Source organism: Phycicoccus endophyticus, from assembly GCF_011326735.1.
GTDB lineage: Bacteria > Actinomycetota > Actinomycetes > Actinomycetales > Dermatophilaceae > Phycicoccus > Phycicoccus endophyticus.
Map to the genome: position 1 here is coordinate 61,462 of NZ_JAANCN010000009.1, position 23,217 is coordinate 84,678.

Sequence of the window (23,217 nt, forward strand, 5' to 3'; positions counted from 1 at the left end):
CAGACGGCGCCGCCCGGCGTCCTCTTCACGGCCGCGCCGCGCACCGCGACAGTGGGAGGACGCGACGAAGGAGACCCCGACATGGACGGCGCCCGCCCGGTCCGCGCACCTCGCGGCACGACCCTGACCGCCCGCCAGTGGAGCACCGAGGCCCCGCTGCGGATGCTCATGAACAACCTCGACCCGGATGTCGCCGAGCGCCCCGACGACCTCGTCGTCTACGGCGGGACGGGACGGGCCGCGCGCGACTGGCGCTCCTTCGACGCGATGGTCCGCACCCTCACCGACCTGCGCGCGGACGAGACGATGCTCGTCCAGTCCGGCCGCCCGGTCGGCGTCATGCGCACCCACGAGTGGGCGCCGCGGGTGCTCATCGCCAACTCCAACCTCGTCGGCGACTGGGCGACCTGGCCGGAGTTCCGCCGCCTGGAGCACCTCGGCCTGACGATGTACGGCCAGATGACCGCCGGCTCGTGGATCTACATCGGCACCCAGGGGATCGTCCAGGGAACCTACGAGACCTTCGCTGCGGTCGCCGAGAAGCGTTTCGGCGGAACGCTGTCCGGCACGCTGACGCTCACCGCCGGCTGCGGCGGGATGGGCGGCGCCCAGCCGCTCGCGGTGACGCTCAACGGGGGCGTGTGCCTCATCGTCGACGTCGACCCGGCCCGGCTGCACCGGCGCGTCGAGCATCGCTACCTCGACGAGGTCGCCGACTCCCTCGAGGACGCGGTCGAGCGGGCCGTGCGGGCCAAGGACGAGCGACGGGCCGTCTCGGTCGGCGTGGTCGGCAACGCCGCCGAGGTCTTCCCTGAGCTGCTGCGCCGCGGCGTCCCGATCGACATCGTCACCGACCAGACGAGCGCCCACGACCCCCTGAGCTACCTGCCCGAGGGCGTCGCCCTGGAGGAGTGGGCGGAGTACGCCGAGAAGAAGCCCGAGGAGCTCACCGACCGGGCCCGGGCGTCGATGGCACGGCACGTCGAGGCGATGGTGGGCTTCCTCGACGGCGGCGCCGAGGTCTTCGACTACGGCAACTCGATCCGCGACGAGGCGCGGCTCGGCGGGTTCGACCGCGCCTTCGCCTTCCCCGGCTTCGTCCCGGCGTACATCCGGCCGCTCTTCTGCGAGGGCAAGGGGCCCTTCCGCTGGGCGGCGCTCTCCGGTGACCCCGAGGACATCGCGGCCACCGACCGGGCGGTCCTCGACCTCTTCCCGGACGACGACCGCCTGCACCGCTGGATGCGTGGTGCCCGGGAGCGCATCTCCTTCCAGGGCCTGCCGGCGCGCATCTGCTGGCTCGGCTACGGCGAGCGCGACCGGGCCGGCCTGGCGTTCAACGACCTCGTCGCCTCCGGCGCGGTGCGCGCACCGCTCGTCATCGGTCGCGACCACCTCGACGCCGGCTCCGTCGCGAGCCCGTACCGCGAGACCGAGGCGATGGCCGACGGCTCGGACGCCATCGCCGACTGGCCGCTGCTCAACGCCCTCGTCAACACGGCCTCCGGTGCGAGCTGGGTGTCGGTTCACCACGGGGGCGGGGTCGGCATCGGGCGGTCCATCCACGCGGGGCAGGTGTGTCTCGCCGACGGGACGCCGCTGGCGGCGGAGAAGCTCTCGCGGGTGCTCACCAACGACCCCGCCCTCGGCGTGCTGCGGCACGTCGACGCCGGGTACGAGCGGGCCGAGGAGGTCGCGGCCGAGCGGGGCGTGCGCGTGCCGATGCAGGACCCCTGACCCCTGACCCACCCGCCTCGAGTGCGCTGGTGGTCGCCCCGGCGACCACCAGCGCACTCGAGGCGGAAAAGTCAGCGGGGGTCGGTGACGTCCGCGAGGTCGGCGTCGAGCACGGCGACGAGCGCGTCGGCCCCGACGGTCGCGGCCACGCCCGGGGCGCCGGCGCCGATGGACACCGTGCGCCCGGTGATCGTCGCGTCCGCGACCACCGGGAGGCGCCGCAGGGCCCCGAAGGGCGTGATCGTGCCGCGCGCGTAGCCGGTGACCTCGCGGGCCACCTCGGCCGAGGGCATCGAGAGACGGTTGACCCCGAGGTGCGCGCGCAGCTTGGGCCAGGAGATCTCCCGGTCACCCGGGACGAGGACGAACAGGTGGTCGCCCTCCCCGCGCCGGACGACGAGGGTCTTCAGGACCGAGCCCGGCTCCAGGCCCCGCAGCCGGGCCGCCTCCTCGAGCGACCCGACCGGCCCGTGCGCGGAGATCTCGTACGCGATCCCCGTCTCGGCGATGGCCCGTCGGGCGCGTTCGGCTCCGTCCACCGCACCAGGGTAGGACGCCCCCGACCGCTCGTCGCAGTGTCTGGCCGCCGAGACAACTGCCCCGCACCGCAGCCCCCGCCGCGGGGCGCGAGTTGGTCCAATGGGTGCCATGTCCACGAGGCCGGCATCCCCGGAGGCGGCGCTCGCCTTCCGCCGGATGTGGCTCGAGCTGGAGGGCGTGGGCCTGCACCCGACGACCGGCGGCTACCGCCGCTACGCCTGGACGCGCACCGACCACGACCTGCGCGAGTGGTTCGCCGGGGAGGCCCGCACGCGAGGACTGGACCTCACGACCGACCGGATGGGCAACCAGTGGGCCTGGTGGGGCGACCCGGACGCCGCGGTCGCCGCGGGCGACCCGGGCGTGGTCGTCGGCTCCCACCTGGACAGCGTCCCGGACGGCGGCGCCTTCGACGGCCCGCTCGGGGTCGTCAGCGCCCTCGCCGCGCTCGACGACCTGCGTGCCTCGGGCGTCCGGCCGAGGCGCCCGGTCGGCGTCGTCAGCTTCGCCGACGAGGAGGGCTCGCGCTTCGGCGTGGCCTGCGCCGGCTCCCGCGTCATCACCGGGGCGATGTCGCCCGAACGCGCCCGGGGGCTGCGCGACCTCGACGGCGTCACGATGGCCGAGGCGATCACCCGGGCCGGCGGCGACCCCGAGCACCTGGGCCGCGACGAGGAGACCCTGGCCCGGGTCGGCACGTTCGTCGAGCTGCACGTCGAGCAGGGTCGCGCCCTGGACCGCCTCGGGCGGGCCGTCGGGGTCGGGAGCGACATCTGGCCGCACGGCCGGTGGCGGATCGACGTCCCCGGTGAGGCCAACCACGCCGGCACGACCGCGCTCGAGGACCGCGAGGACGCGATGCTCGGGCTGGCCGCGGCGGTCATCTCGGCCCGCCGCGCGGCGCAGGAGCACGAGTGCCTCGCGACCGTGGGGAAGGTCGAGGTGGTGCCGGGCGGCGTCAACGCCGTCGCCAGCTGTGCCACCGCCTGGCTGGACGCGCGCGGGCCGGATGCCGAGGCCGTCCGGCGCGTCGTCGACGACGTCCGCGACGTCGTCGCCGACTTCGACGCCCTCGTCACCGAGGAGTCCTGGACGCGGGCGACCGACTTCGACCCGGTGCTCACCCGGCGCCTGGCGACGCTGCTCGGCGGGGCCCCGGTCATCGCCACCGGCGCCGGCCACGACGCCGGCATCCTCGCCAACGCCGGCATCCCCACCTCGATGCTGTTCGTGCGCAACCCCACGGGTGTCAGCCACAGCCCGGACGAGTGGGCCTCGGCCGACGACTGTCTCGCCGGCGTGGGCGCCCTCGCCGACGTCGTCGCCGACCTCGCCGGCGCGCCCGCGAGGTGAGCGCCTTCTGGTGCGAGCACGCCGTGCTCGCCGGTGGCCCGCGACGTCACGTCCGCGTGGTCACGGCCGGCGGCCGGCTCACCGAGGTGCGCCCCGGGGCCACCGCGCAGCCGGGCGACGTCGTGCTGCGCGGGCTCGTCCTGCCGGGGCTGGCCAACGCCCACAGCCACGTCTTCCACCGCGCCCTGCGCGGGCGCACGCAGGGCGACGGTGGCAACTTCTGGACCTGGCGCGAGGGCATGTACGCGCTCGCCGACCGGCTCGACCCGGACTCCTACCGGACCCTGGCGACCGCGGTCTTCGCCGAGATGGTGCTCGCCGGCTACACCGTCGTCGGCGAGTTCCACTACCTGCACCACGGCCCGGGCGGGAGGCCCTACGACGACCCCAACGCCATGGGCCGGGCGCTCGCCGAGGCGGCGCAGGCGGCCGGCATCCGGCTGACGCTGCTCGACACGCTCTACCTCGCCGGTGGGCTCACCGGAGGTGGGCACCGGCCGCTCGATGCCACCCAGGAGCGCTTCTCGGACGGCTCCGCGCAGGCGTGGGGCGAGCGCGCGAGCGTCCTGCGGGCCGACGACCGGTGCCGGGTGGGGGCGGCGGTGCACTCCGTGCGGGCCGTCCCCGCCGGCGACCTCGCGGTCCTCGCCGAGGTCGCCGGCGGTCACGGCTGGCCGGTGCACGCCCACGTGAGCGAGCAGCCGGGCGAGAACCTCGCCTGCCAGTCCTTCTACGGTCGCACCCCGGTGCGGCTGCTCGCCGACGAGGGCCTGCTCACGGCGGCGACGTCGCTCGTCCACGCGACCCACCTCGAGGACGAGGACGTCGGTCTCGTCGGCCGGGCGGGCGCGACCGCCGTGCTGTGCCCGACGACCGAACGCGACCTCGCCGACGGCATCGGCCCGGCCCGCCGCCTCGTGGATGCCGGTGCGCGGGTCGCCGTCGGCTCCGACGAGCACGCCGTCGTCGACCCCTTCGAGGAGCTGCGCGGCGTCGAGATGCACGAGCGGCTGGCGACCCTCGAGCGCGGCCGGTTCGCCCCGGGGGAGCTGCTGGCCGCCGGGGCGGCCGACGGCTACCGGTCGCTGGGCTGGCCGGAGGGCGGGCGCCTGGTCGAGGGAGGTCTCGCCGACCTCGTCGCGGTGCGCACCGACAGCCCCCGCACCGCCGGGTGTGCCCTCGACCAGCTGCTCTACGCCGCGACCGCCGCCGACGTCACGGACGTCGTCGTGGGTGGCGAGCACGTCGTCGCGGATGGACAGCATCGGGTGGGGGACGTGGGCCGGCTCCTCGCGGAGGCGATCTCGGCGGTGCGCCGGTGAGTGGGGGCGTGGCGCACCTCGTGACGGGCATCGGCCAGCTCGTCACCTGTGCCGGTCCGGACGGCGCGACGCCGGTCGCGGACCGCTCCCTCGGTGCCGCCGACCGGCTCGGGCTGCGCACGGACGCGGCTCTCGTCGTCGAGGACGGGGTGGTCGGCTGGGTCGGCGACGCCTCGGCGGCACCCGCCGCCGACACGATGACCGACCTCGCCGGGCGGGCCGTCCTGCCCGGGTTCGTCGACAGCCACAGCCATCTCGTCTACGCCGGCGACCGCTCCGCGGAGTTCACCGCGCGGATGGCCGGCGAGCCCTACGACGGCGGGGGCATCGGGGTCACGGTGGCGGCGACCCGCGCGGCCGGGGAGGCCGAGCTGCGCGCCCTCCTCGCGCGGCGCGTGGCGCAGGCCCGGGCGCTCGGGACGACGACGCTCGAGGTCAAGAGCGGCTACGGGCTGGACGTCGAGCACGAGGAGCGGGCCCTGCGCCTGGCCGCCGAGGTGACGTCGGAGACGACCTTCCTCGGGGCGCACGTCGTCCCGCCGGGGGCCGACCGTGGGCGCTACCTCGACCTCGTCACCGGCCCGATGCTCACCGCCTGCGCCCCGCACGCCCGCTGGGTCGACGTCTTCTGCGAGCCGACCAGCCCGCACGCCTTCACCGAGGAGGAGTCGCGCCGGGTCCTGCTCGCCGGCCGGCACGCCGGGCTGGGGCTGCGGGTGCACGGCAACCAGCTCGGTCCGGGCCCCGGCGCCCGGCTGGCCGTCGAGCTCGGCGCGGCCTCGGTCGACCACTGCACGTTCCTCACCGACGCGGACGTCGACGCCCTCGCGCAGGCGGCCGGCACCACGGTCGCCACGCTGCTGCCCGGGGTGGAGTTCTCGACCCGGATGCCCTACCCCGACGCGCGACGGCTGCTCGACGCCGGGGTCTCGCTCGCGCTCGCCTCGGACTGCAACCCGGGCACGTGCAACACGGCCTCGATGCCGTTCGTCGTCGCGCTCGCGGTGCGGGAGCTGGCGATGACGGCGGCCGAGGCGCTCGTGGCCGCGACGGTCGGCGGCGCCCGCGCCCTGCGCCGTGAGGACGTCGGGCGGGTGGCCGTCGGTGCCCGGGCCGACCTCGCGGTGCTCGACGCGCCGTCGCACGAGCACCTGGCCTACCGGCCCGGGATGCCCCTGGCGGCCGCCCTCGAGCTGCCCGGCGGGGGCGAGGGGGTCAGACCGGCTCGGCCTTGATGTCCTTGGGCAGGTGCCCGGCGGAGTGGCGGTAGTACTCGGCCGCCTTGCGCTCGGCGAGGGTGCGCGCGGCGCCGACGGCCAGGCCCATCGCGGCGGCGTACGCGAGCGCCTTGACCACCGGCGCGTCGGGGTTCTTCGGGTTGATCTCGTCCTGGCCGGTCTTGGCCCACACGAGGTTGACGACCTTGGTCGCGAGGATCCCCGCGAGGATCGGGCCGCCGGTCCCGAGGATCTTCCAGGCGATCGTTCCCACGAATGACTCCTTGGCATCGGCGCAGGTCAGGCGGTCGCCCGACCCGTCCTCGCCACTGTAACCCGCACGGCGCTATGCTCGGGAAGTCCAACGACAGGGGAGCGCCCAAGCGCTGAGAGTGCGGTTCGCCGCAGACCCTCGAACCTGAACCGGTTAGCACCGGCGGAGGGAGTCGGGAATCTCAGGCGTGCTCGTCACCGACCGGTGACGGCACGCCTCCTCCTGGTCATCGATGACAGGAGAGACCCAGCATGACCACCATCAGCACGCAGGCGCCGGCCCGCCGGCGCTCGATCACCGCGACCCGCCCGCTGCTCGGCTGGCGTACCGTCGACATCCTCACGATCGCCTTCCTCGGCGCGGCCCTCGGCGTCGCGTTCTGGGGGTGGGGGATCTTCTACAACGGGCCGATCACCGCCCTGAAGATCGGGTACGCCCCGGCCATGGGGCTGTTCACCGGCCCGTGGCTGCTCGCCGGCGTCATCGGCGGGCTCGTCGTGCGCCGCCCCGGTGCCGCACTGTTCTGCGAGGTCGTCGCGGCCCTCGTCTCGATGATCCCCGGGACGGAGTGGGGAGCCACCGTCCTCGTCTCCGGGGTCCTCGAGGGTCTCGGGGCCGAGATCGCCTTCGCGCTGCTCGGCTACCGCGCCTTCGGCCTGGCCGCCGCCGCCCTCGCCGGGCTGCTCAGCCAGCCGCTGGAGTGGGTGTTCGAGGTCTTCCGCTTCCCGTCCTCGTGGGCCGACGTCCCGATCCTGTCGGTGTTCGCCGACGGCGGGGGCTGGGCCGCCGAGTGGCTCATGCGTGACAAGCTCGCCTACCTCGGCTTCATGGCGGTCTCCGGCATCGTCCTCGCCGGTGCCGTGGGGTGGCTCGTCACCCGCGCGCTCGCCCGCGCCGGCGCGCTCGGCGCGTTCCCGCCGGGGCAGGAGGAGCGGGAGTCGCGGGCCGTGTGAGCCCGATGACCGTGACCACCACGACCCGGGGGCGGGTCGAGGTCTCCGGGCTGACGTGGCGTCCGTTCGGGCGCCGCGAGCCCGTCCTGCGCGACATCGACCTCACCCTGACGCCCGGCGAGCGGGTCCTGCTCGTCGGGCCGTCGGGGTCGGGCAAGTCGACGCTGCTGCGCGCCCTCACCGGGCTGCTCGGCTCGGCCGAGGCCGGTGAGCTCACCGGTGGGGTGACCCTCGACGGGGCCGCCCCCGGGGCGCGCCCCGGGGCCGTCGGCCTGGTCCTCCAGGAGCCCGGGGCCGGCGTCGTCGCGGCGACCGTGGGCCGCGACGTGGCGTTCGGGCTGGAGAACGTCGGCGCCCCGCCGGCGTCGATGCCGCCGGTCGTCGCGCGCTCGCTCGCCGCCGTCGGGCTCGGCGACCTCGACCTGGAGACCCCCACCTCGGCGCTCTCCGGCGGGCAGACCCAGCGCCTGGCGCTCGCAGGCACCCTGGCGCTCGACCCCGCGGTGGTCCTGCTCGACGAGCCCACGGCGATGCTCGACCCCGGGTGCGCGGCCGAGGTCCGGGCCGCCGTGGCCGCGGTGGCGGCGCAGGGCGGACGCACGCTCGTCGTCGTCGAGCACGTCCTCGCGCCGTGGGTCGACCTCGTCGAGCGGCTCGTCGTGCTCTCCGGGGACGGCCGGGTGGTCGCCGACGGCCCGGTCGGCGAGGTCCTCCACGCCCGCCGGGAGGAGCTGCTCGACATGGGCATCTGGGTGCCCGGGGCGCCGGCGCCGACGCCGCTCGAGGTCGACCCGGCGTTGTGCCGCCCCGAGCCCGCTGCCCTCGCTGGTGACGCGCCGCCGCTTCGGGCCGTGCCCTTCGCCGTGGAGCGCACGACCCGCCTGCTCGACGGGAGCGCCCGCACCGCGCGCGCCGCCGAGCTCGCCGAGCCGCTGACCGCCGAGCGGGGGAGCCTGACGACGCTCGTCGGGCCGAGCGGCTCGGGCAAGTCGACCCTCCTGGCGGCCCTCGCCGGCTTCCTCGACACCGCTCCGCAGGCGGCGGTGACCGTGCAGGGCCCCGGGGGCCCGGACGCGCCGGGTCGGCTCCGCCCGGCGCAGCTCGCGGCCGCGCTCGCCTGGGTGCCCCAGTGGGCCAGCTCGACGATCGTCGCCGACCGGGTCCTCGACGAGGTGTGCGCCACCTCGCGGGCCCTCGGCCGCGACGACCCGGCCACGACCGAGCGCGCCCGCGGGCTGCTCGAGGCCCTCGGCCTCGGGCCGCTCGCCGAGGCCGACCCGCGTGAGCTGTCCGGGGGAGAGCAGCGACGCCTCGCCGTGGCCGCGGCACTGCTGCACGGGCCGCCGGCGCTGCTCGCCGACGAGCCGACCGTCGGTCAGGACCGGCACACCTGGGCCGCGGTCGTCGGGCTCGTCGCGGCCTACCGGCGCGGCGGGGGCGCGGTCGTCGCCGCCACCCACGACGCGTCGGTCGTCGAGCGGGCCGACGCCGTCCACCGGGTCGAGGCACCGCCGCGCCCGGCCCGTCCGCCGGCCGGGCGCACGCCGCTCGCGGCCCGCTGCGGGCCGTTGGCGCTGCTCGCGGCGGCGGTGCTCGGCATCCCCGCGGGCGTGCTCTCGCCGCACTGGCACACCACGCTCGCCGTCCTCGCCAGCCAGGCCGTCCTGGCGGGGGTCGCCCTCGCGGCGCCGGGGGAGGGGCCGGCGCCGCGAGGGCGAGCCCGCACCGTGGGCCTGCGCCTCGTCCCCGGTGTGCTCGCCGCGCTCTCGGTCGGATGGTCGACCTGGTGGCTTGCCGGGCACGACGTCGACGCCGCGCTCACCGTGGCCCTGCGGGTGCTCGCCATCGTCGTGCCCTCGGCGGTGCTCGTCCCGTGGCTGGACCCCGACCGGCTCGGTGACCACCTGGCACAGCGCCTACGGCTGCCCGACCGCCCGGTCGTGGCGACGGCGGCGGCGCTGCAGCGGGTGAGCTCCTTCGGCGCCGTGTGGAGCGAGATCGCGCGTGCGCGCCGGGTGCGGGGCATCGGGGTGAGCTCCGCTCACCCGGCCTCGGTGCTCGCGCACGTCTCCGCCCTGACGATGGGCCTGCTCGTGCGGACCCTGCGGGCGGCCGCCGACCTCGCGGTCGCGATGGACGCCCGCGGCTTCGCCACCGCCCAGCGCCGGACGTGGTGGGCGCCTGCTCCGTGGCGCCGGGCGGACACCGCCCTGGTCGTGCTCGCCACCGTCCCGCTCGTCGTCGCCGTCGTGGCCCGCTGAGCGCGGCGGGCATACTGGTGGATCGTGTCCGCCGAGCCCGTGACGACCCCCGACGCACGGGTCCGCATCCCGCGCGAGATATGGGTCCTCATCGCGGCGGCCTTCGTCATCGCCCTGGGGTTCGGGCTGATCACGCCCGTCCTGCCGACCTTCGCGCAGAGCTTCGGCGTCGGCGCGACCGCGAGCAGCGTCGTCGTCAGCGCGTTCGCGGCCTTCCGCCTGCTCTTCGCCCCCGCGGGTGGGCGGCTGATCGCCCGGCTCGGGGAGCGCCCGGTCTACCTCGCGGGGCTCGTCATCGTCGCGGTCTCCACCGGGGCCACCGCGTTCGCGGGCAGCTACTGGCAGCTCCTGCTCTTCCGGGGCCTCGGTGGCGTCGGGTCGGTGATGTTCACCGTCTCGGCGGTCGCGCTCATCGTCCGGCTCGCGCCCCCCTCCATCCGAGCGCGGGTGTCCTCGGCGTACGCGTCTGCCTTCCTCATCGGCGGCGTCGGCGGGCCGGTCGTCGGTGGCCTGCTCGGCGGGCTGGGGCTGCGCGTGCCCTTCCTCGTCTACGCCGTCGCGCTGCTGCTCGCGGCCTCGATCGTCTTCGTGTTCCTCAAGGACGCGTCACTGCGCCCCCGGGAGGGGGCACCCGTGCTGCCGGCGATGACGGTGCGCGACGGCTGGCGGGACAGCGCCTACCGGGCGGCCGTCGGGTCGGCGTTCGCCAACGGCTGGGGCAACTTCGGGGTGCGCAACGCGATCCTCCCGCTGTTCGCGGCCGCCGTCATCGTCGACCGGAGCCTCGACGCCGCGACCCGCGAGACCCACCAGTCGCTCGTCGCCGGCGCGGCCCTGGCCGTCTTCGCGGTGGGCAATGCGGTCGGGCTGACCATCGCCGGGCGTACCTCGGACCGGCTGGGCCGCAAGCCGTTCGTCCTCGCCGGGCTGCTCGTCTCCGGGGTCTTCACCGCCGCGACCGGGCTGGCGAGCGACCTGCCGACGCTGCTCGCCTTCTCGGCCGCCGCCGGTCTCGGGGCCGGCTCGCTCAACCCGGCCCAGCAGGCGAGCCTCGCCGACGTCGTCGGCCGCGAGCGCAACGGCGGCCCGGCGCTCGCCGCCGTCCAGATGGCCCAGGACACCGGGGCGATCGTCGGGCCCGTGATCGCCGGCACGATGGTCGACCACGGCAGCTTCGGGCTCGCGTTCGGCGTCACCGGCGGCATCACGCTGCTCGCGGTGCTGCCGTGGCTGCGGGCCCGCGAGACCCACGAGGTGGTCCGGGCCCGCTGACGCAGCGGCCGGCGGCTCAGGGCTCGCGCGCCACCTCGTGCACCTCGCGGGGCATGACGAGCGCGGAGAGGAAGAGGGCCAGCGAGATCGCCGCCGCCACCACCCACACCGTGTCCAGGGCGGGGCCCAGCACGTCGGCGGGCAGCGACTCGAGGTCGCTCGGGGCGTGGCCGAGGCGGGCGCGCACGACCGTGTTGGCCACCGCCCCGAAGGCCGCCACCCCGACGGCGCTGCCGAGGGAGCGGGCGAAGATGGTCGCGCCGGTGGCGACCCCGCGGCGCGCCCAGGGCACCGAGGACTGGGCCGCGACGACCGACGGGCTCGCGACGAGGCCGAAACCCAGGCCGAGGACGAAGCACGGTGCCGCGAGGAGCAGGACCGGCCCGTCGGGACGCACGAGGAGCAGCCCCGCCCCGCCGAGGACGGCGACGCCGGCCCCGAGGAGCATCGTGCGGCGGAAGCCGACGCGCAGGTAGAGCCGACCGGCGGAGGCCGCGGCGATCGGCCAGCCGACGGTCATCCCCGCGAGTGTGAACCCGGCGACGACGGCCCCGGTCCCGAGCACCGCCTGGGCGTAGAGCGGGACGTACGAGGTGAGCCCGAGCAGCAGGACGCCGACGACGAGGGAGGCCGCCATGGCACCCGAGACCGCCCGCTGGGAGAACACCCACAGCGGCAGGACCGGCTCGGCCGCGCGCCGCTCCACCGCGACGAACGCGCCGAGCAGGACCACCGCGCCGGCGACCAGCGCCGCCGTCGCCACGGACCCCCAGGGCCACAGCACGCCGCCCTCGAGGAGGGCGACGAGCAGGGCCACCGTGCCCGTGAGCAGCAGAACGCTGCCGAGCACGTCGAACCGGGCCGGCCCGCTCGCGCTGCGCGGGCTCTCGGCGAAGCGCCGGGCGAGCATCCAGGCCGCGAGCGCACCGAGGGGGAGGTTGACGAGGAAGATCCAGCGCCACGAGAGGTAGTCGGCGAACACCCCGCCGAGGGTCGGGCCGACGAGCGAGGAGACGGCCCACACCGACGCGACGTACCCCTGGACGGTGGCCCGCTCGGCGACCGAGTAGATGTCACCGATGATCGTCATCCCGATCGGCTGGATGGCACCGGCGCCGAGGCCCTGGACGGCGCGGAACGCGACGAGCGCCCCCATCGACCAGGCGAGGCCGCACAGCAGCGAGCCCGTGAGGAAGAGGGCGATGCCGGCGAGCAGCATCGGCTTGCGCCCGACGAGGTCGGCGAGCTTGCCGTAGACCGGGATCGAGACCGCCTGGGCCAGGACGTAGACGGAGAACAGCCACGGGAACTGCGAGAGGCCCCCGAGGTCGCGGACGACCGCGGGGACGGCGGCGGCGAGGATCGTGGCGTCGATGGCCACGAGGCCGGTGCTGAGCATCACCGAGAGCAGCACCGGGCCCCGCTCGCTGCGCAGGCCGACGCTCGCCCGCGGGACGCGGGCCGTCGTGGGGGTCGTCACCGCAGGGCCAACCGGCACGTGCGGGGGCGCATTCCCCCAGGTCCGAGGGGTGGACGGCCCCCTACCAGCTCGTCTCGACGCACGAGCGGGCGCCCCGGGGCTCGACCTGGAGGGTGGCGTGGTCGATCCCGAACTCCTCGCGCAGCCGCGTACCGGCGTCGGCGAGGACGGTGCCGGGGTCGGCACCGTCGGCGCACACGAGGTGCGCGGTGGCGACGTGCATCCCCGAGGTGAGGGTCCACAGGTGCAGGTCGTGGACGTCGACGACGTCGGCCACCGACCGCAGCGTGGCCTCGGCCTGCTCGGGGTGGATGCCGGCCGGCGCGTGCTGGCCGAGGACGGCGAGCACCTCCCGGCCGAGCAGGACGGCCCGGACGGCGACGAAGATGGCGATGGCCAGCGCGATGACGGTGTCCCACACCGCGTTCCCCGTGACGCTGACGAGGATGCCTGCGGCGACCACGCCGACCGACCCGACGGTGTCGGCGACCACCTCGAGGTAGGCGCCCTTGACGTTGAGGCTCTCGCCGGCGCCACCGCGCAGCAGGGCCATCGCGGCGAGGTTGACGGCGAGCCCGAGGGCTCCGACGACGAGCATGGCGCCGGTCGCCACCGTCGGCTCCTCACCGGCCCGACCGACCGCCTCGAGGACGATGTACGCCGAGACCCCGAGCATGAGCAGGACCGCCAGTCCCGAGGCGAACACCTCCGCCCGGTAGGAGCCGAAGGTGCGTCGGCCCGTGGCGTCCGGACGGGTGGCGATCCGGGTGGCCACCAGCGCGGCACCGAGGGCGACGACGTCGGCGGCCATGTGGCCGGCGTCGCTGAGCAGCGCGAGCGAGCCGGCGACGAGCCCGGTGACCAGCTCGACGACGAAGAAGGCGGTGACGAGGACGACCGCGACCTGCAGCCGCCAGCGGTGGGCCCCGCCGGCGTGGCTCCCGGGCGACCCGGTGGGCCGAGGCGCGTGCCCGTGGCCGGCACCCATGGCTCCCCTCCTCCAGGCGGTGGACGTCGTCCCCCTCGACGCTACCCCCCGCGTTACCGTGCCGCGATGAGCGCTCCGCCGTCCGAGACCGAGCAGCGCGTCCTCGCCGCGCTCGACGAGGACGCCCTCGTGGAGACCCTCGCCGAGCTCGTCCGCGTCCCGAGCGTCACCGGCTCGGCCGAGGAGGGGGAGGTGCAGCACCTGCTCGCCGAGCGCTACCGGGCGGCGGGGCTCGAGGTCGACCTGTGGGCCGAGGACCTCGACGAGCTGCGCGCCGACCCGGCCTTCCCGGGCACGGAGGCGCCGCGGGAGGAGGCCTGGGGCCTCGTCGGGACGACCCCCGGGGAGGGGGAGCCCGCGCTCGTCCTCAACGGGCACGTCGACGTCGTCCCCGTCGGCGACCGGTGGTCGTGGGCGCACGACCCGTTCGCGGCCGAGGTGCAGGACGGCCGGCTGCACGGGCGCGGCGCGTGCGACATGAAGGCCGGGGTCGCGGTGAACCTCGCGGTGGCGCAGGCCCTGGCACGCTCCGGCGTGCGGACCGAGCGCCGCCTGGCCCTGCACTCGGTGGTCGGCGAGGAGGACGGTGGTCTCGGGGCCTTCGCGACGCTCCGGCGCGGCCACACGGGTGAGGCGGTCGTCATCACCGAGCCGACCGCCGGGCGGCTGCTCACGGCCAACGCCGGCGCCCTGACCTTCCGCATCGAGGTCCCCGGCCGGGCGGCCCACGGCAGCACGCGCCTCGAGGGGCAGTCGGCGCTCGAGTCCTTCCTCGTCGTCCACGAGGCGCTGCGCGCGCTCGAGACGGCGCGCAACGCCGACCCGGACCCGTTGTTCCAGCAGACGCCCCTGCCGTACGCGATCACCGTCGGCACGGTCCACGCGGGTGACTGGGCGAGCAGCGTGCCCGACCTGCTCACCGCCGAGGGACGGCTCGGCGTCGTGCTCGGCGAGAGCACGAGGACCGCCGCCGCGGAGCTCGAACGGGCGGTCGCCGAGGCGGCCGCCGGCGACCCGTGGCTGCGGGACCACCCGCCGCGGGTCACCTGGCCCGGTGGGCGGTTCGCCTCCGGCCGGCTGCCGGAGGGGCACCCGCTCGCCGACGAGGTGGCCGGAGCGGCGGCCGCGGTCGGGATGCCGCTCCCGAGCACCGGCGCGGCGCCGTACGGCTCCGACCTGCGCCTCTACGCCGGCGACGGGGTACCGACCCTCCAGTTCGGGCCGGGGGACGTCCGCCTGGCGCACTCGACCCGCGAGTCGGTCGACCTCGCGCAGGTCGTCGCGGTCGCGCGCGCTCTCACCGTGCTCGCGGTCCGCCGGCTCGAGGCGCACTGAGCCGGAGCACCCCACTGGCCCGGTCGGTCACCGCGGAGAATGGAAGAGTAGAGCCATGAGCGACGCCGAGGTGACGATCGACGGGCTGCCGGAGCACTACGCCACGAGCACGCCGCAGGCGGAGGACGCCGCGGACGTGGCGGCCCTGCTCGCCGACCACCAGCGGGCCGCCAAGGGCTCGGCCGCGGTCGACCCGCAGGCCGTGCTGGGCCAGCTCGTCGGCATCGGGTCGTGGACGCGGCGGCAGGTCCTCGTCCGCGACCTCGACCACCACCTGCTCGCGTGGCTGTCGGTCCACGACCGGGCGGGCGGGCGCACCCTCGTCGAGCTGACGGTCACGCCGTCGCTGGCGGAGCCGGAGGCCTCCGCGCTCGCCGGCCGGCTCTTCGCGTGTGCCGAGCGGTACGCGCAGGACATCGCGACGATGCGCGGGCTGCGGGCGACGCTGCTCGACTCCGGTGCGTACGCCGACGACCCGCGCCAGCAGCGCTGGCTGGCCGACGCCGGGTACGAGCAGACCCGCACCTGGCTGCAGATGACCCGCCCGGTGACGCCGGAGGAGGCGAGTGGGCTGCCCGGCCCCCGCGAGGGCGTGGAGATCCGGCCGGTCGACCGCCACGAGGACGGGCTCCCCGTGGCCCAGGACCTCCAGGCGGTCCACCGGGTGCTCGAGGAGTCCTTCCAGGACCACTTCAGCTCCTACCGCGAGAGCTTCCCCGAGTTCGTCATGCGGCTGCGCGAGGACCCCGGCCACCGGTGGGACCACTGGTGGCTCGCGACGGTGGAGACCGACGACGGGCCCCGCCCGGCCGGCGCGGTGGTCTCCTCGGTGCTGCGCGCCGACGCGGACGGCGTCGAGGGCAGCTACGTCGACTACATCGGGGTGCACCGCCGCGCCCGCGGGCGCGGGGTCGCGAAGTCGCTGCTGCGCACCGTCATCGCCGACGCTGCCCGCCGCGGGCGCAACCGGGTCGGCCTCGAGGTCGACGCGGACAGCCCGACGGGGGCCGACGGGCTCTACGCCTCGATGGGCTGGGTCACCGACTACCGCACCCAGTCCTGGCACCGCGACATCGGTCTGTGAGCGGCCGGGGGCTCAGTCGGCCTTCCCGTAGAGACCCGCGAGCGTCGACCCGTCGGCCCAGTGGATGTTCTTGATCGGGTTGACCGAGTCCCGGTAGGTGTAGGAGCCGCTCTCGTACACGGCCCACAGGTGGGCGTTGCCGTTGGAGGTGCCGTAGGCGAGGCCCTCGATCATCGACGGGGCGCGCATGCAGAACGACGTGCCGTCGGTGATGTCGGTCGTCAACGAGGTGGGGCGGACCCAGACGTTGCTGCGGTCCGAGCGACCCTCGGAGGTGCCGAAGACGAACTTCTTGCCGATGACGGCCATGCCCTGGGTCTTCCTCGGCACCCAGCGCTTGGTGTCGGTGTAGCGCAGCGAGCCGTCGTCCCTCGGCTTGTAGCGCCACATGTGCTGGTGGGAGTCGGAGTCGAAGTCGCCGATCCAGACGCTCCCGCCCTGCCGGCCGAGGAAGGAGGCCTTGCCGCGCACGCCGTGGCTGTCCTTCGGGGTGACGGTGCTGCTCGAGTTCGCTCCCTTGAGGTGGTTGCGCACGACCTTGGCCGACCAGTACCGCACGCGGCCCTCCCCACCGACGTAGACGTACCCGCCGGCCATGGCGATGCCGCCGGCGTGCGTCGTCGGGATGAGCATCCGGCCGAGGCCGGTGCCGCGGCGGTCACCGCTGAGGACGACACCGAAGATCGCGCTGGGGCCGTCGGGGTCCTTATTGCCGTTGCCGTCGTGGTAGGCGGAGATGAGCAGGATGTCCTCGCTCGTCCCGTTCCAGTTGTTCCAGTACGCGAGCCCCTGCGGCACGTACCGGCCCTCGAGCAGGCCGGCCGGGACCTCGACGCTGTTGTGGAACGTGCTGTCGTAGGTCGCGCTCGCCGAGGGCCCGGGGTAGAAGTCGGAGTCCCCCCGGGTGGTCCGGCACATCGCGTCCTCCGCGAAGGCGGCCTGCGGTGCCGCCACGGCGACGAGCCCGCCCAGCGTCGTCGCCGCCAGGGCCATGGCCAGCGTCCTGCGTCGTCCCATTCTCGTGCTCCCCTCGAGGTTGCCGGGCACCCCTGTGCCTCGGTCACGGTCGGCGCTCCCACGCCGCTGCGCCACCCTAGCGGGGGGCGGGGCCGAGGTGGGGGGGACGCCGCGGTCGGTTCTCGTGGCCCGGCCGGTGACGGGGACCGGAGGGTGTCGGTGGGCACCGGTAGCGTCGGGACATGGAGGGGAAGAGCACCGCGGTCGATGGCCGGCGCAGCGCCCGGTCCGCCGTGGCTTCTGCGCGAGTCTGCCTGGGGCAGATCGACATCGGCGAGCTGACCGATGCAGAGCGCCTGCAGCTGGTGGCCGAGCTGGAGCGCCTGAAGGGTGCCGCGGTGGCCGCCCAGGCGCGGGCCGTCGACGCGGTGCGCCGGTCCCGGGAGTCCTCGTGCCCGAGGGACGCTCTGCGCAGCGTCGGCTCGGAGGTGGCGCTTGCCCGTCGGGAGTCGCCCGCCCTCGGTGACCGCTTCGTCGGGCTCGCGCAGGCGGTGGTGCACGAGCTGCCGGGCGCGCTGGCCGCGCTCGAGGGCGGGGCGCTCGGTGAGCGTGGCGTGGTCGAGGTGGTCCGCGAGACGGCGACCCTCACCCGCGAGGACCGGCTCGAGGTCGACGCGCGTCTGCGGGGCCTCTACGAGCGGCTGGGCTGGCGCTCGCTGGGCCGCGCGGCACGTCGGGTGGCGGCCGAGCTGGACGCAGCCTCGGTCGTGCGGAGGATGGAGCGGGCGGTGGCCGCGCGCCGGGTCGGTGTGCGCCCGGCGCCCGACGGGATGGCCTACCTGAGCGTGCTGGGCCCGCTGCGTGAGGTCGTCGGCGCCTACGCCGCGCTGCAGTCCAGAGCGGCCGCCGTCGTCGGGGGTGGTTGCCCCGACGAGGGGCCCGAGGGCAGAGGGCGCGGGGCGGTCGCGGCCGACACGGCGCTGCGGCTGCTGTCGGGCCGCTCGCCCGGGCAGGTCCAACCGGTCGAGGTGCATCTCGTGATGACCGACCGGTCGCTGCTCGGCACCGGCGGTCCCGGTGGCTCGTCGATGACGCCGGCGCGGGTGCCGGGGCACGGCAGCGTGCCGGCTCCGCTCGCCCGCGCGTGGGTCCGGGGCGCCGGCCCGGCCTCGGTCTGGGTCCGGCGGCTGTACACGACCCCCGACGGCCGCGACCTGGTCGCGATGGACTCGCGCCGCCGCATCTTCGGGGGCCTCCTGCGCCGGATGCTCGTGCTGCGCGACGACGTCTGCTCGACCCCGTGGTGCGACGCGCCGATCGTGCACGCCGACCACGTCCGACCCGCCCGCGAGGGCGGGCCCACCTCGTTGGTCAACGGGGCCGGGCGGTGCGCCCGGTGCAACCAGGTCAAGGAGGCCCCCGGCTGGGCGGCCCGCGTCGCCCGCGCCTCGCCCCGCGTGCTGGAGCTGGCGACTCCCACGGGCATGCGGTTGTCCTCGCGCCCGCCGCCCGTGCTGGGGTGGGGGAGCGACCCGCCAGCGTCCGGGCCATCGGTCGGCGGGTCGGGTCCGGGTCAGGCGTCGCGGGGGAGGCCGCCGTCGAGGGGGCGGTGGTAGCGGTCGTGGCCGGTCAGCCGGGCGACGCGGACGAAGCCGTTGCGCTCGAGGACGGCCACGCTGCGCAGGTTCGTGGGGACCACCCCGGCGTACACGTCGGTGGCGGTGAGCGAGCGTGCCTGCTCCAGCGCCAGGGAGACCGCCCTGGTGGCGATGCCGCGGCCGGTGCTCGCCGACCCGACCCAGTAGCCGAGGGCGTACCGCGGCGGGTCGACGGGGTCGAGGTCGACGCGCCCCACGAGGCGCTCGCGGTCGAGGACGGCGAACCTCGTCGCCGCGGTCTCGCTCGAGCGCAGGGCCCGCGCGTACTGGGCGGCCGTGCGGCCCCGGTCTTCCTCGGCGAGGGAGAGGTGGTCTTCGTTGCCGGCGACGAGCGCTGCGTAGTCGACGGCGAGGTCCGGCGTCAGCGGGACGAGACGAACGGTGTCGGCGGGAGCTCGGCCCGGGTGGCGGAACCAGACGAGGTCGCCGTGCTCGTCGGTGGTGCGGCCCGCCGGGGTGAAGCCGGCGCGGACGGCCACCGCGACCGAGGCGTCGTTGTCCGGTGCGGCCCGCACGACGAACTCCTCGACGGGGCGGCGCATGGTCTCCAGCCGCATGGCCAGGGCCACGGCGCGACGCGCGTAGCCGCGCCCCCGAAACGGTGGGTAGATCGCGTAGGAGAGGTTGACCTGGCCTGCGCGCAGGTAGTCCAGGCCGCGCTGGATCCCGAGGGTCCCGGCCAGCTCTCCGCTGGCCCGCTCGACGACGCCGAGGTCGGCCAGCGGGCCGCCGTCGCTCCAGGCGCGTTCCGCCGCCGCGAGCCACGTACTCACCTGGCGCCGGGTGGGCCGCCGGCCGCCCCCCAGGGAGTCGATGATGCGTCGGTCGCACCCGGCGACGTGCGCCTCGAGGTCGCCGGCAGACAGCGCCCGCAGCCCGACCGCCTCGTCCTGGACGAGCATCACGCCCCCGTTCGACCCGGCAGGACCGCTTCCGGTGCGGCCGCCACCCCGCGCACGGTAGCGCTACCCGCTCCGTCCGGGCCGGATGGGCGACCGTGCCGTCGGTGGGAACACCGAGGGCCCCGACGGAGTTGAGTCAGGTGAACGCAAGTTTGCCCGGACGGATTTGCGCAGAGTGGACCGCCCGTCTAACTTGAGCCCGAAGCACTCAACTCAGTGTCCGTAGAGCAAGGAGACCCAGACATGGCACGAGCAGTCGGCATCGACCTCGGCACCACGAACAGTGCCGTCGCCGTCCTCGAAGGTGGCGAGCCCACGATCATCGCGAACGCCGAGGGCGGTCGCACCACCCCGTCGGTCGTCGCGTTCTCCAAGGGCGGTGAGGTGCTCGTCGGCGAGATCGCCAAGCGCCAGGCCGTGACGAACGCCGACCGCACGATCCGCTCGGTCAAGCGCCACATGGGCACCGACTGGAAGACCGACGAGATCGACGGTAAGGCCTACACGGCGCAGGAGATCAGCGCCCGCATCCTCCAGAAGCTCAAGCGCGACGCCGAGTCCTACCTCGGCGAGGACATCACCGACGCCGTCATCACCGTCCCGGCCTACTTCGACGACCACGAGCGCCAGGCCACCAAGGAGGCCGGCGAGATCGCCGGGCTCAACGTCCTGCGCATCGTCAACGAGCCGACCGCCGCGGCGCTGGCCTACGGGCTGGACAAGGGCAAGGAGGACGAGCTCATCCTCGTCTTCGACCTCGGCGGTGGCACCTTCGACGTCTCGCTCCTCGAGGTGGGCAAGGACCCCGAGGACGGCTTCTCGACCATCCAGGTGCGCGCCACGAGCGGTGATAACCAGCTCGGTGGCGACGACTGGGACGACCGCATCGTCCAGCACCTGCTGACCACGGTGAAGAACAACAGCGGCGTGGACCTGTCCAAGGACAAGATCGCCATGCAGCGGCTCAAGGACGCCGCCGAGCAGGCGAAGAAGGAGCTGTCCTCCGCGAGCAGCACGAACATCTCGCTGCAGTACCTCTCGATGTCCGAGAACGGCCCGATCCACCTCGACGAGACGCTGACCCGGGCCCAGTTCGAGCAGATGACCAAGGACCTGCTCGACCGCACTCGGCAGCCGTTCCAGAACGTCATCAAGGATGCGGGCATCGCGGTCGGCGACATCGACCACGTCGTCCTCGTCGGTGGCTCCACCCGGATGCCGGCGGTCAGCAGCCTCGTCAAGGAGATGACCGGCGGCAAGGAGCCGAACAAGGGCGTCAACCCCGACGAGGTCGTCGCGCTCGGCGCGTCGCTGCAGGCCGGCGTCCTCAAGGGCGAGCGCAAGGACGTCCTCCTGATCGACGTCACGCCGCTCAGCCTCGGCATCGAGACCAAGGGCGGGCTGTTCACCAAGCTCATCGAGCGCAACACGGCCATCCCGACCAAGCGCAGCGAGGTCTTCTCCACGGCCGAGGACAACCAGCCGTCCGTGCTCATCCAGGTCTTCCAGGGCGAGCGCGAGATCGCCCAGCAGAACAAGCCGCTCGGCACCTTCGAGCTGTCCGGCATCGCGCCGGCCCCGCGTGGGGTCCCGCAGATCGAGGTGACGTTCGACATCGACGCCAACGGCATCGTCAACGTCTCCGCCAAGGACCGGGGCACCGGCAAGGAGCAGAAGATCACCATCTCCGGCGGGTCCGCCCTGTCGAAGGAGGAGATCGAGCGCATGGTCAAGGACGCCGAGGCGCACGCCGACGAGGACAAGAAGCGCCGTGCCGAGACCGAGGCCCGCAACCTCGGCGAGAGCCTCGTGTTCTCGACCGAGAAGTTCCTCACCGACTCCGGCGACAAGGTCCCCGCGGAGCACCGCGCGCCGGTCGACGAGGCGCTCGCCGAGCTCAAGGAGGCCATCAAGCCCGAGAGCGCCGCGTCCGCCGAGGACATCCAGGCCAAGATCGACCGGCTCAACACCGTCTCCCAGGAGATGGGCGCGGCGGTCTACGCGGCGGCCGCCGAGCAGGACGAGTCCGCCGAGGGCGCGGGCACGGCCTCCGGCGAGGGCAGCCAGCAGTCGACCGGAGCGGACGACGACGAGGTCGTTGACGCCGAGGTCGTCGAGGACGACGAGGAGACCAAGTGACCGACCAGTCGATGGAGGGCTCGGTGAACACCGAGGCCGTCAACGACGAGCCCGTCACGGCGCAGCCGCCCGGCGAGGAGGAGGTGGCCCCGGGTCAGCCCGGGGCCACCGCCCCGGCGGCCGGGGAGACGGCCGGGGCCGAGGAGACGGCCGACGCACCGCAGCCGGCGGAGTCGCCCGAGGCGGAGTCGCCCGAGGCGGCGGCCCCCGCCGAGGACGCGTCGTCCGACGCCGTCCTCGCGGCGGAGCGCCTCGCGGACCTGCAGCGTCTCCAGGCGGAGTACGTCAACTACAAGCGACGGGTCGACCGTGACCGGGCGCTGGTCCAGGAGCGGGCCGTGCACGACGTCCTCGAGTCGCTGCTCGGCGTGCTCGACGACATCCACGCCGCCCGCGAGCACGGTGACCTCGGCGAGGGTCCCTTCGCCGCGATCGCGGACAAGCTCGAGAGCACCCTCGGGCGCTACGGGCTGAGCCGCTTCGGGGTAAAGGGCGAGCCGTTCGACCCCCAGGAGCACGAGGCGCTCATGCACGCCCCGTGGCCGGGCGAGGACGAGGAGCTGCCCTCGGACGCGACGGTCACGACGGTCGTCACCGTGCTCCAGCCCGGCTACCGTGCCGGTGAGCAGGTCCTGCGGCCCGCTCGTGTCGCGGTCGCCGACCCCGACTGACCCCCACCCACCCACCGCGCCCGAGAGGAGACGTCGATGGCCAGCCAGGACTGGTTCGAGAAGGACTTCTACGCCATCCTCGGCGTCCCCCGGGACGCCGACGCGGCGGCGATCAAGAAGGCCTACCGCAAGCTCGCCAAGCAGTACCACCCCGACCGCAACGAGGGTGACCCCTCGGCCGAGCAGCGCTTCAAGGACGTCGGGGAGGCGCACGCCGTGCTCTCCGACCCCAAGCAGCGCGAGGAGTACGACGCCGTGCGCTCGATGGCCGGTGGCGGTGCCCGCTTCCGGGCGGGCGCGGGCGGGCCCAGCGGGTCCGGCGGCTTCGAGGACATCTTCAGCGCCTTCGGCGGCGGAGCCGGTGGCGGCGGTACCCGCGTGCGCTTCTCGAACGGCCGGGGCGGCTACGACGCCGGCGGCGAGGACGTCAACGACATCCTCGCCCAGATGTTCGGCGGTGCCGCGGCCGGCGGCGCCCGGGGCGGCGACCCGTTCGGCGGGTTCGGCGCGCCCCGCGGGCCGCGGCGGGGCGCCGACGTGCAGGCCCGCACGACGCTCTCCTTCCGCGACGCCGTCGCCGGGTCCACCGTGACGCTGACGACGGCCGAGGGTCGGCGGATCACGACGAAGATCCCGGCCGGCGTGCGCGACGGCCAGAAGATCCGCCTGCGCGGCAAGGGAGCTCCGGGCGACCAGGGCGCGCCGGCGGGCGACCTCATCCTCACGGTGAGCGTCGAGAAGCACCCCGTCTTCGGCCGCGAGGGCGACAACATCACCGTCGACCTGCCGGTGACCTTCGCCGAGGCGGCGCTCGGCGCCACGGTGCCCGTCCCGACCCTCGACGGCAGCAGCGTCAAGGTCAAGGTCGCCCCCGGCACCCCGAGCGGGCGCGTCCTGCGCGTCAAGGGCCGCGGGGTGCACACCCGACACGGCACCGGCGACCTGCTCGCCCGGGTGCAGGTGGTCGTCCCCCAGCGACTCTCGGACGAGGCACGCCGGGCCGTCGAGACCCTCCGCGAGGCCGAGGGCGACGCCGACCCCCGGGCCGCGGTCTTCCAGCAGGCAGCCACCTAA

General features: G+C 75.1%; 19 protein-coding genes and 1 riboswitch. Of the genes, 13 read left to right on the top strand and 6 right to left on the bottom strand.

Annotated elements, in window-relative coordinates; genetic code table 11:
* The first annotated feature begins 81 nt into the window (after nt 1–81).
* On the top strand, nt 82–1,737 hold the full coding sequence (gene hutU, locus G8D98_RS11075; protein ID WP_166103016.1) for a urocanate hydratase: 1,656 nt from the start codon (nt 82–84) through the stop codon (nt 1,735–1,737).
* A gap of 71 nt (nt 1,738–1,808) precedes the next feature.
* Here the strand turns inward: hutU and G8D98_RS11080 are convergent, their stop codons facing one another.
* Nucleotides 1,809–2,276 (bottom strand): aminoacyl-tRNA deacylase, encoded by a 468-nt coding sequence (locus tag G8D98_RS11080; protein WP_229661883.1) that lies wholly within the window; start codon nt 2,274–2,276, stop codon nt 1,809–1,811.
* Nucleotides 2,277–2,385: 109 nt separating this feature from the next.
* On the opposite strand from G8D98_RS11080, the gene G8D98_RS11085 reads away from it, so the two are divergent.
* From G8D98_RS11085 to hutI, 3 genes are read left to right on the top strand one after another with little or no spacing between them, the layout of a single operon-like run.
* A complete protein-coding gene (locus tag G8D98_RS11085) occupies nt 2,386–3,630 on the top strand; it encodes an allantoate amidohydrolase (protein WP_229661882.1) in 1,245 nt (414 codons plus the stop codon).
* Entirely contained in the window at nt 3,627–4,952 is a 1,326-nt protein-coding gene (locus G8D98_RS11090) for a formimidoylglutamate deiminase (protein ID WP_166103022.1), read from the top strand. Before G8D98_RS11085 ends, G8D98_RS11090 begins: the two co-directional genes overlap by 4 nt.
* Nucleotides 4,953–4,960: 8 nt before the next feature.
* Nucleotides 4,961–6,187, top strand: coding sequence for an imidazolonepropionase (hutI, locus tag G8D98_RS11095; protein ID WP_166103025.1), 1,227 nt, complete (start codon nt 4,961–4,963; stop codon nt 6,185–6,187).
* Here the strand turns inward: hutI and G8D98_RS11100 are convergent.
* The gene (locus G8D98_RS11100; protein ID WP_166103028.1) at nt 6,168–6,443 is read right to left on the bottom strand and encodes a DUF4235 domain-containing protein; all 276 of its coding nucleotides are present in this window, start codon (nt 6,441–6,443) and stop codon (nt 6,168–6,170) included. The two genes, hutI and G8D98_RS11100, sit on opposite strands and share 20 nt — an antisense overlap.
* A gap of 85 nt (nt 6,444–6,528) precedes the next feature.
* Nucleotides 6,529–6,631, top strand: a riboswitch (TPP riboswitch).
* Nucleotides 6,632–6,694: 63 nt separating this feature from the next.
* Here G8D98_RS11100 and G8D98_RS11105 point away from each other — a divergent pair.
* From G8D98_RS11105 to G8D98_RS11115, 3 genes are read left to right on the top strand one after another with little or no spacing between them, the layout of a single operon-like run.
* On the top strand, nt 6,695–7,396 hold the full coding sequence (locus G8D98_RS11105) for an ECF transporter S component (RefSeq protein WP_166103032.1): 702 nt from the start codon (nt 6,695–6,697) through the stop codon (nt 7,394–7,396).
* A gap of 5 nt (nt 7,397–7,401) precedes the next feature.
* Nucleotides 7,402–9,657, top strand: coding sequence for an ATP-binding cassette domain-containing protein (locus G8D98_RS11110; RefSeq protein ID WP_420813544.1), 2,256 nt, complete (start codon nt 7,402–7,404; stop codon nt 9,655–9,657).
* Between the two features lie 24 nt (nt 9,658–9,681).
* A complete protein-coding gene (locus G8D98_RS11115) occupies nt 9,682–10,929 on the top strand; it encodes an MFS transporter (protein WP_229661969.1) in 1,248 nt (415 codons plus the stop codon).
* 16 nt (nt 10,930–10,945) lie between these two features.
* Here the strand turns inward: G8D98_RS11115 and G8D98_RS11120 are convergent, their stop codons facing one another.
* Nucleotides 10,946–12,409, bottom strand: a complete 1,464-nt coding sequence (locus tag G8D98_RS11120; RefSeq protein ID WP_229661968.1) for an MDR family MFS transporter — start codon at nt 12,407–12,409, stop codon at nt 10,946–10,948.
* 61 nt (nt 12,410–12,470) lie between these two features.
* The gene (locus tag G8D98_RS11125; RefSeq protein ID WP_166103034.1) at nt 12,471–13,397 is read right to left on the bottom strand and encodes a cation diffusion facilitator family transporter; all 927 of its coding nucleotides are present in this window, start codon (nt 13,395–13,397) and stop codon (nt 12,471–12,473) included.
* A 66-nt stretch (nt 13,398–13,463) separates the two neighbouring features.
* Between G8D98_RS11125 and G8D98_RS11130 the strand changes: the two genes are divergently transcribed.
* Both G8D98_RS11130 and G8D98_RS11135 read left to right on the top strand, forming a co-directional pair.
* Nucleotides 13,464–14,732 carry an ArgE/DapE family deacylase gene (locus G8D98_RS11130; RefSeq protein ID WP_166103037.1) on the top strand — a complete coding sequence of 423 codons (1,269 nt, stop codon included), beginning with the start codon at nt 13,464–13,466 and terminating at the stop codon, nt 14,730–14,732.
* A 55-nt stretch (nt 14,733–14,787) separates the two neighbouring features.
* Complete coding sequence (locus G8D98_RS11135; protein ID WP_166103039.1) at nt 14,788–15,816, top strand: GNAT family N-acetyltransferase; 1,029 nt, start codon at nt 14,788–14,790, stop codon at nt 15,814–15,816.
* 12 nt (nt 15,817–15,828) lie between these two features.
* Here G8D98_RS11135 and G8D98_RS11140 read toward each other — a convergent pair whose 3' ends face one another.
* Nucleotides 15,829–16,833, bottom strand: a complete 1,005-nt coding sequence (locus G8D98_RS11140; RefSeq protein ID WP_166103042.1) for a hypothetical protein — start codon at nt 16,831–16,833, stop codon at nt 15,829–15,831.
* A 182-nt stretch (nt 16,834–17,015) separates the two neighbouring features.
* Between G8D98_RS11140 and G8D98_RS11145 the strand changes: the two genes are divergently transcribed.
* A complete protein-coding gene (locus G8D98_RS11145) occupies nt 17,016–18,389 on the top strand; it encodes an HNH endonuclease (RefSeq protein ID WP_166103045.1) in 1,374 nt (457 codons plus the stop codon).
* Here the strand turns inward: G8D98_RS11145 and G8D98_RS11150 are convergent.
* Nucleotides 18,347–19,333, bottom strand: coding sequence for a GNAT family N-acetyltransferase (locus G8D98_RS11150; protein WP_166103047.1), 987 nt, complete (start codon nt 19,331–19,333; stop codon nt 18,347–18,349). The genes G8D98_RS11145 and G8D98_RS11150 overlap by 43 nt on opposite strands.
* A 243-nt stretch (nt 19,334–19,576) precedes the next feature.
* On the opposite strand from G8D98_RS11150, the gene dnaK reads away from it, so the two are divergent.
* From dnaK to G8D98_RS11165, 3 genes are read left to right on the top strand one after another with little or no spacing between them, the layout of a single operon-like run.
* Entirely contained in the window at nt 19,577–21,472 is a 1,896-nt protein-coding gene (gene dnaK, locus G8D98_RS11155; RefSeq protein WP_166103050.1) for a molecular chaperone DnaK, read from the top strand.
* Nucleotides 21,469–22,143 carry a nucleotide exchange factor GrpE gene (gene grpE / locus G8D98_RS11160; protein WP_229661967.1) on the top strand — a complete coding sequence of 225 codons (675 nt, stop codon included), beginning with the start codon at nt 21,469–21,471 and terminating at the stop codon, nt 22,141–22,143. Before dnaK ends, grpE begins: the two co-directional genes overlap by 4 nt.
* Before the next feature lie 36 nt (nt 22,144–22,179).
* Nucleotides 22,180–23,217 carry a DnaJ C-terminal domain-containing protein gene (locus G8D98_RS11165; RefSeq protein ID WP_166103052.1) on the top strand — a complete coding sequence of 346 codons (1,038 nt, stop codon included), beginning with the start codon at nt 22,180–22,182 and terminating at the stop codon, nt 23,215–23,217.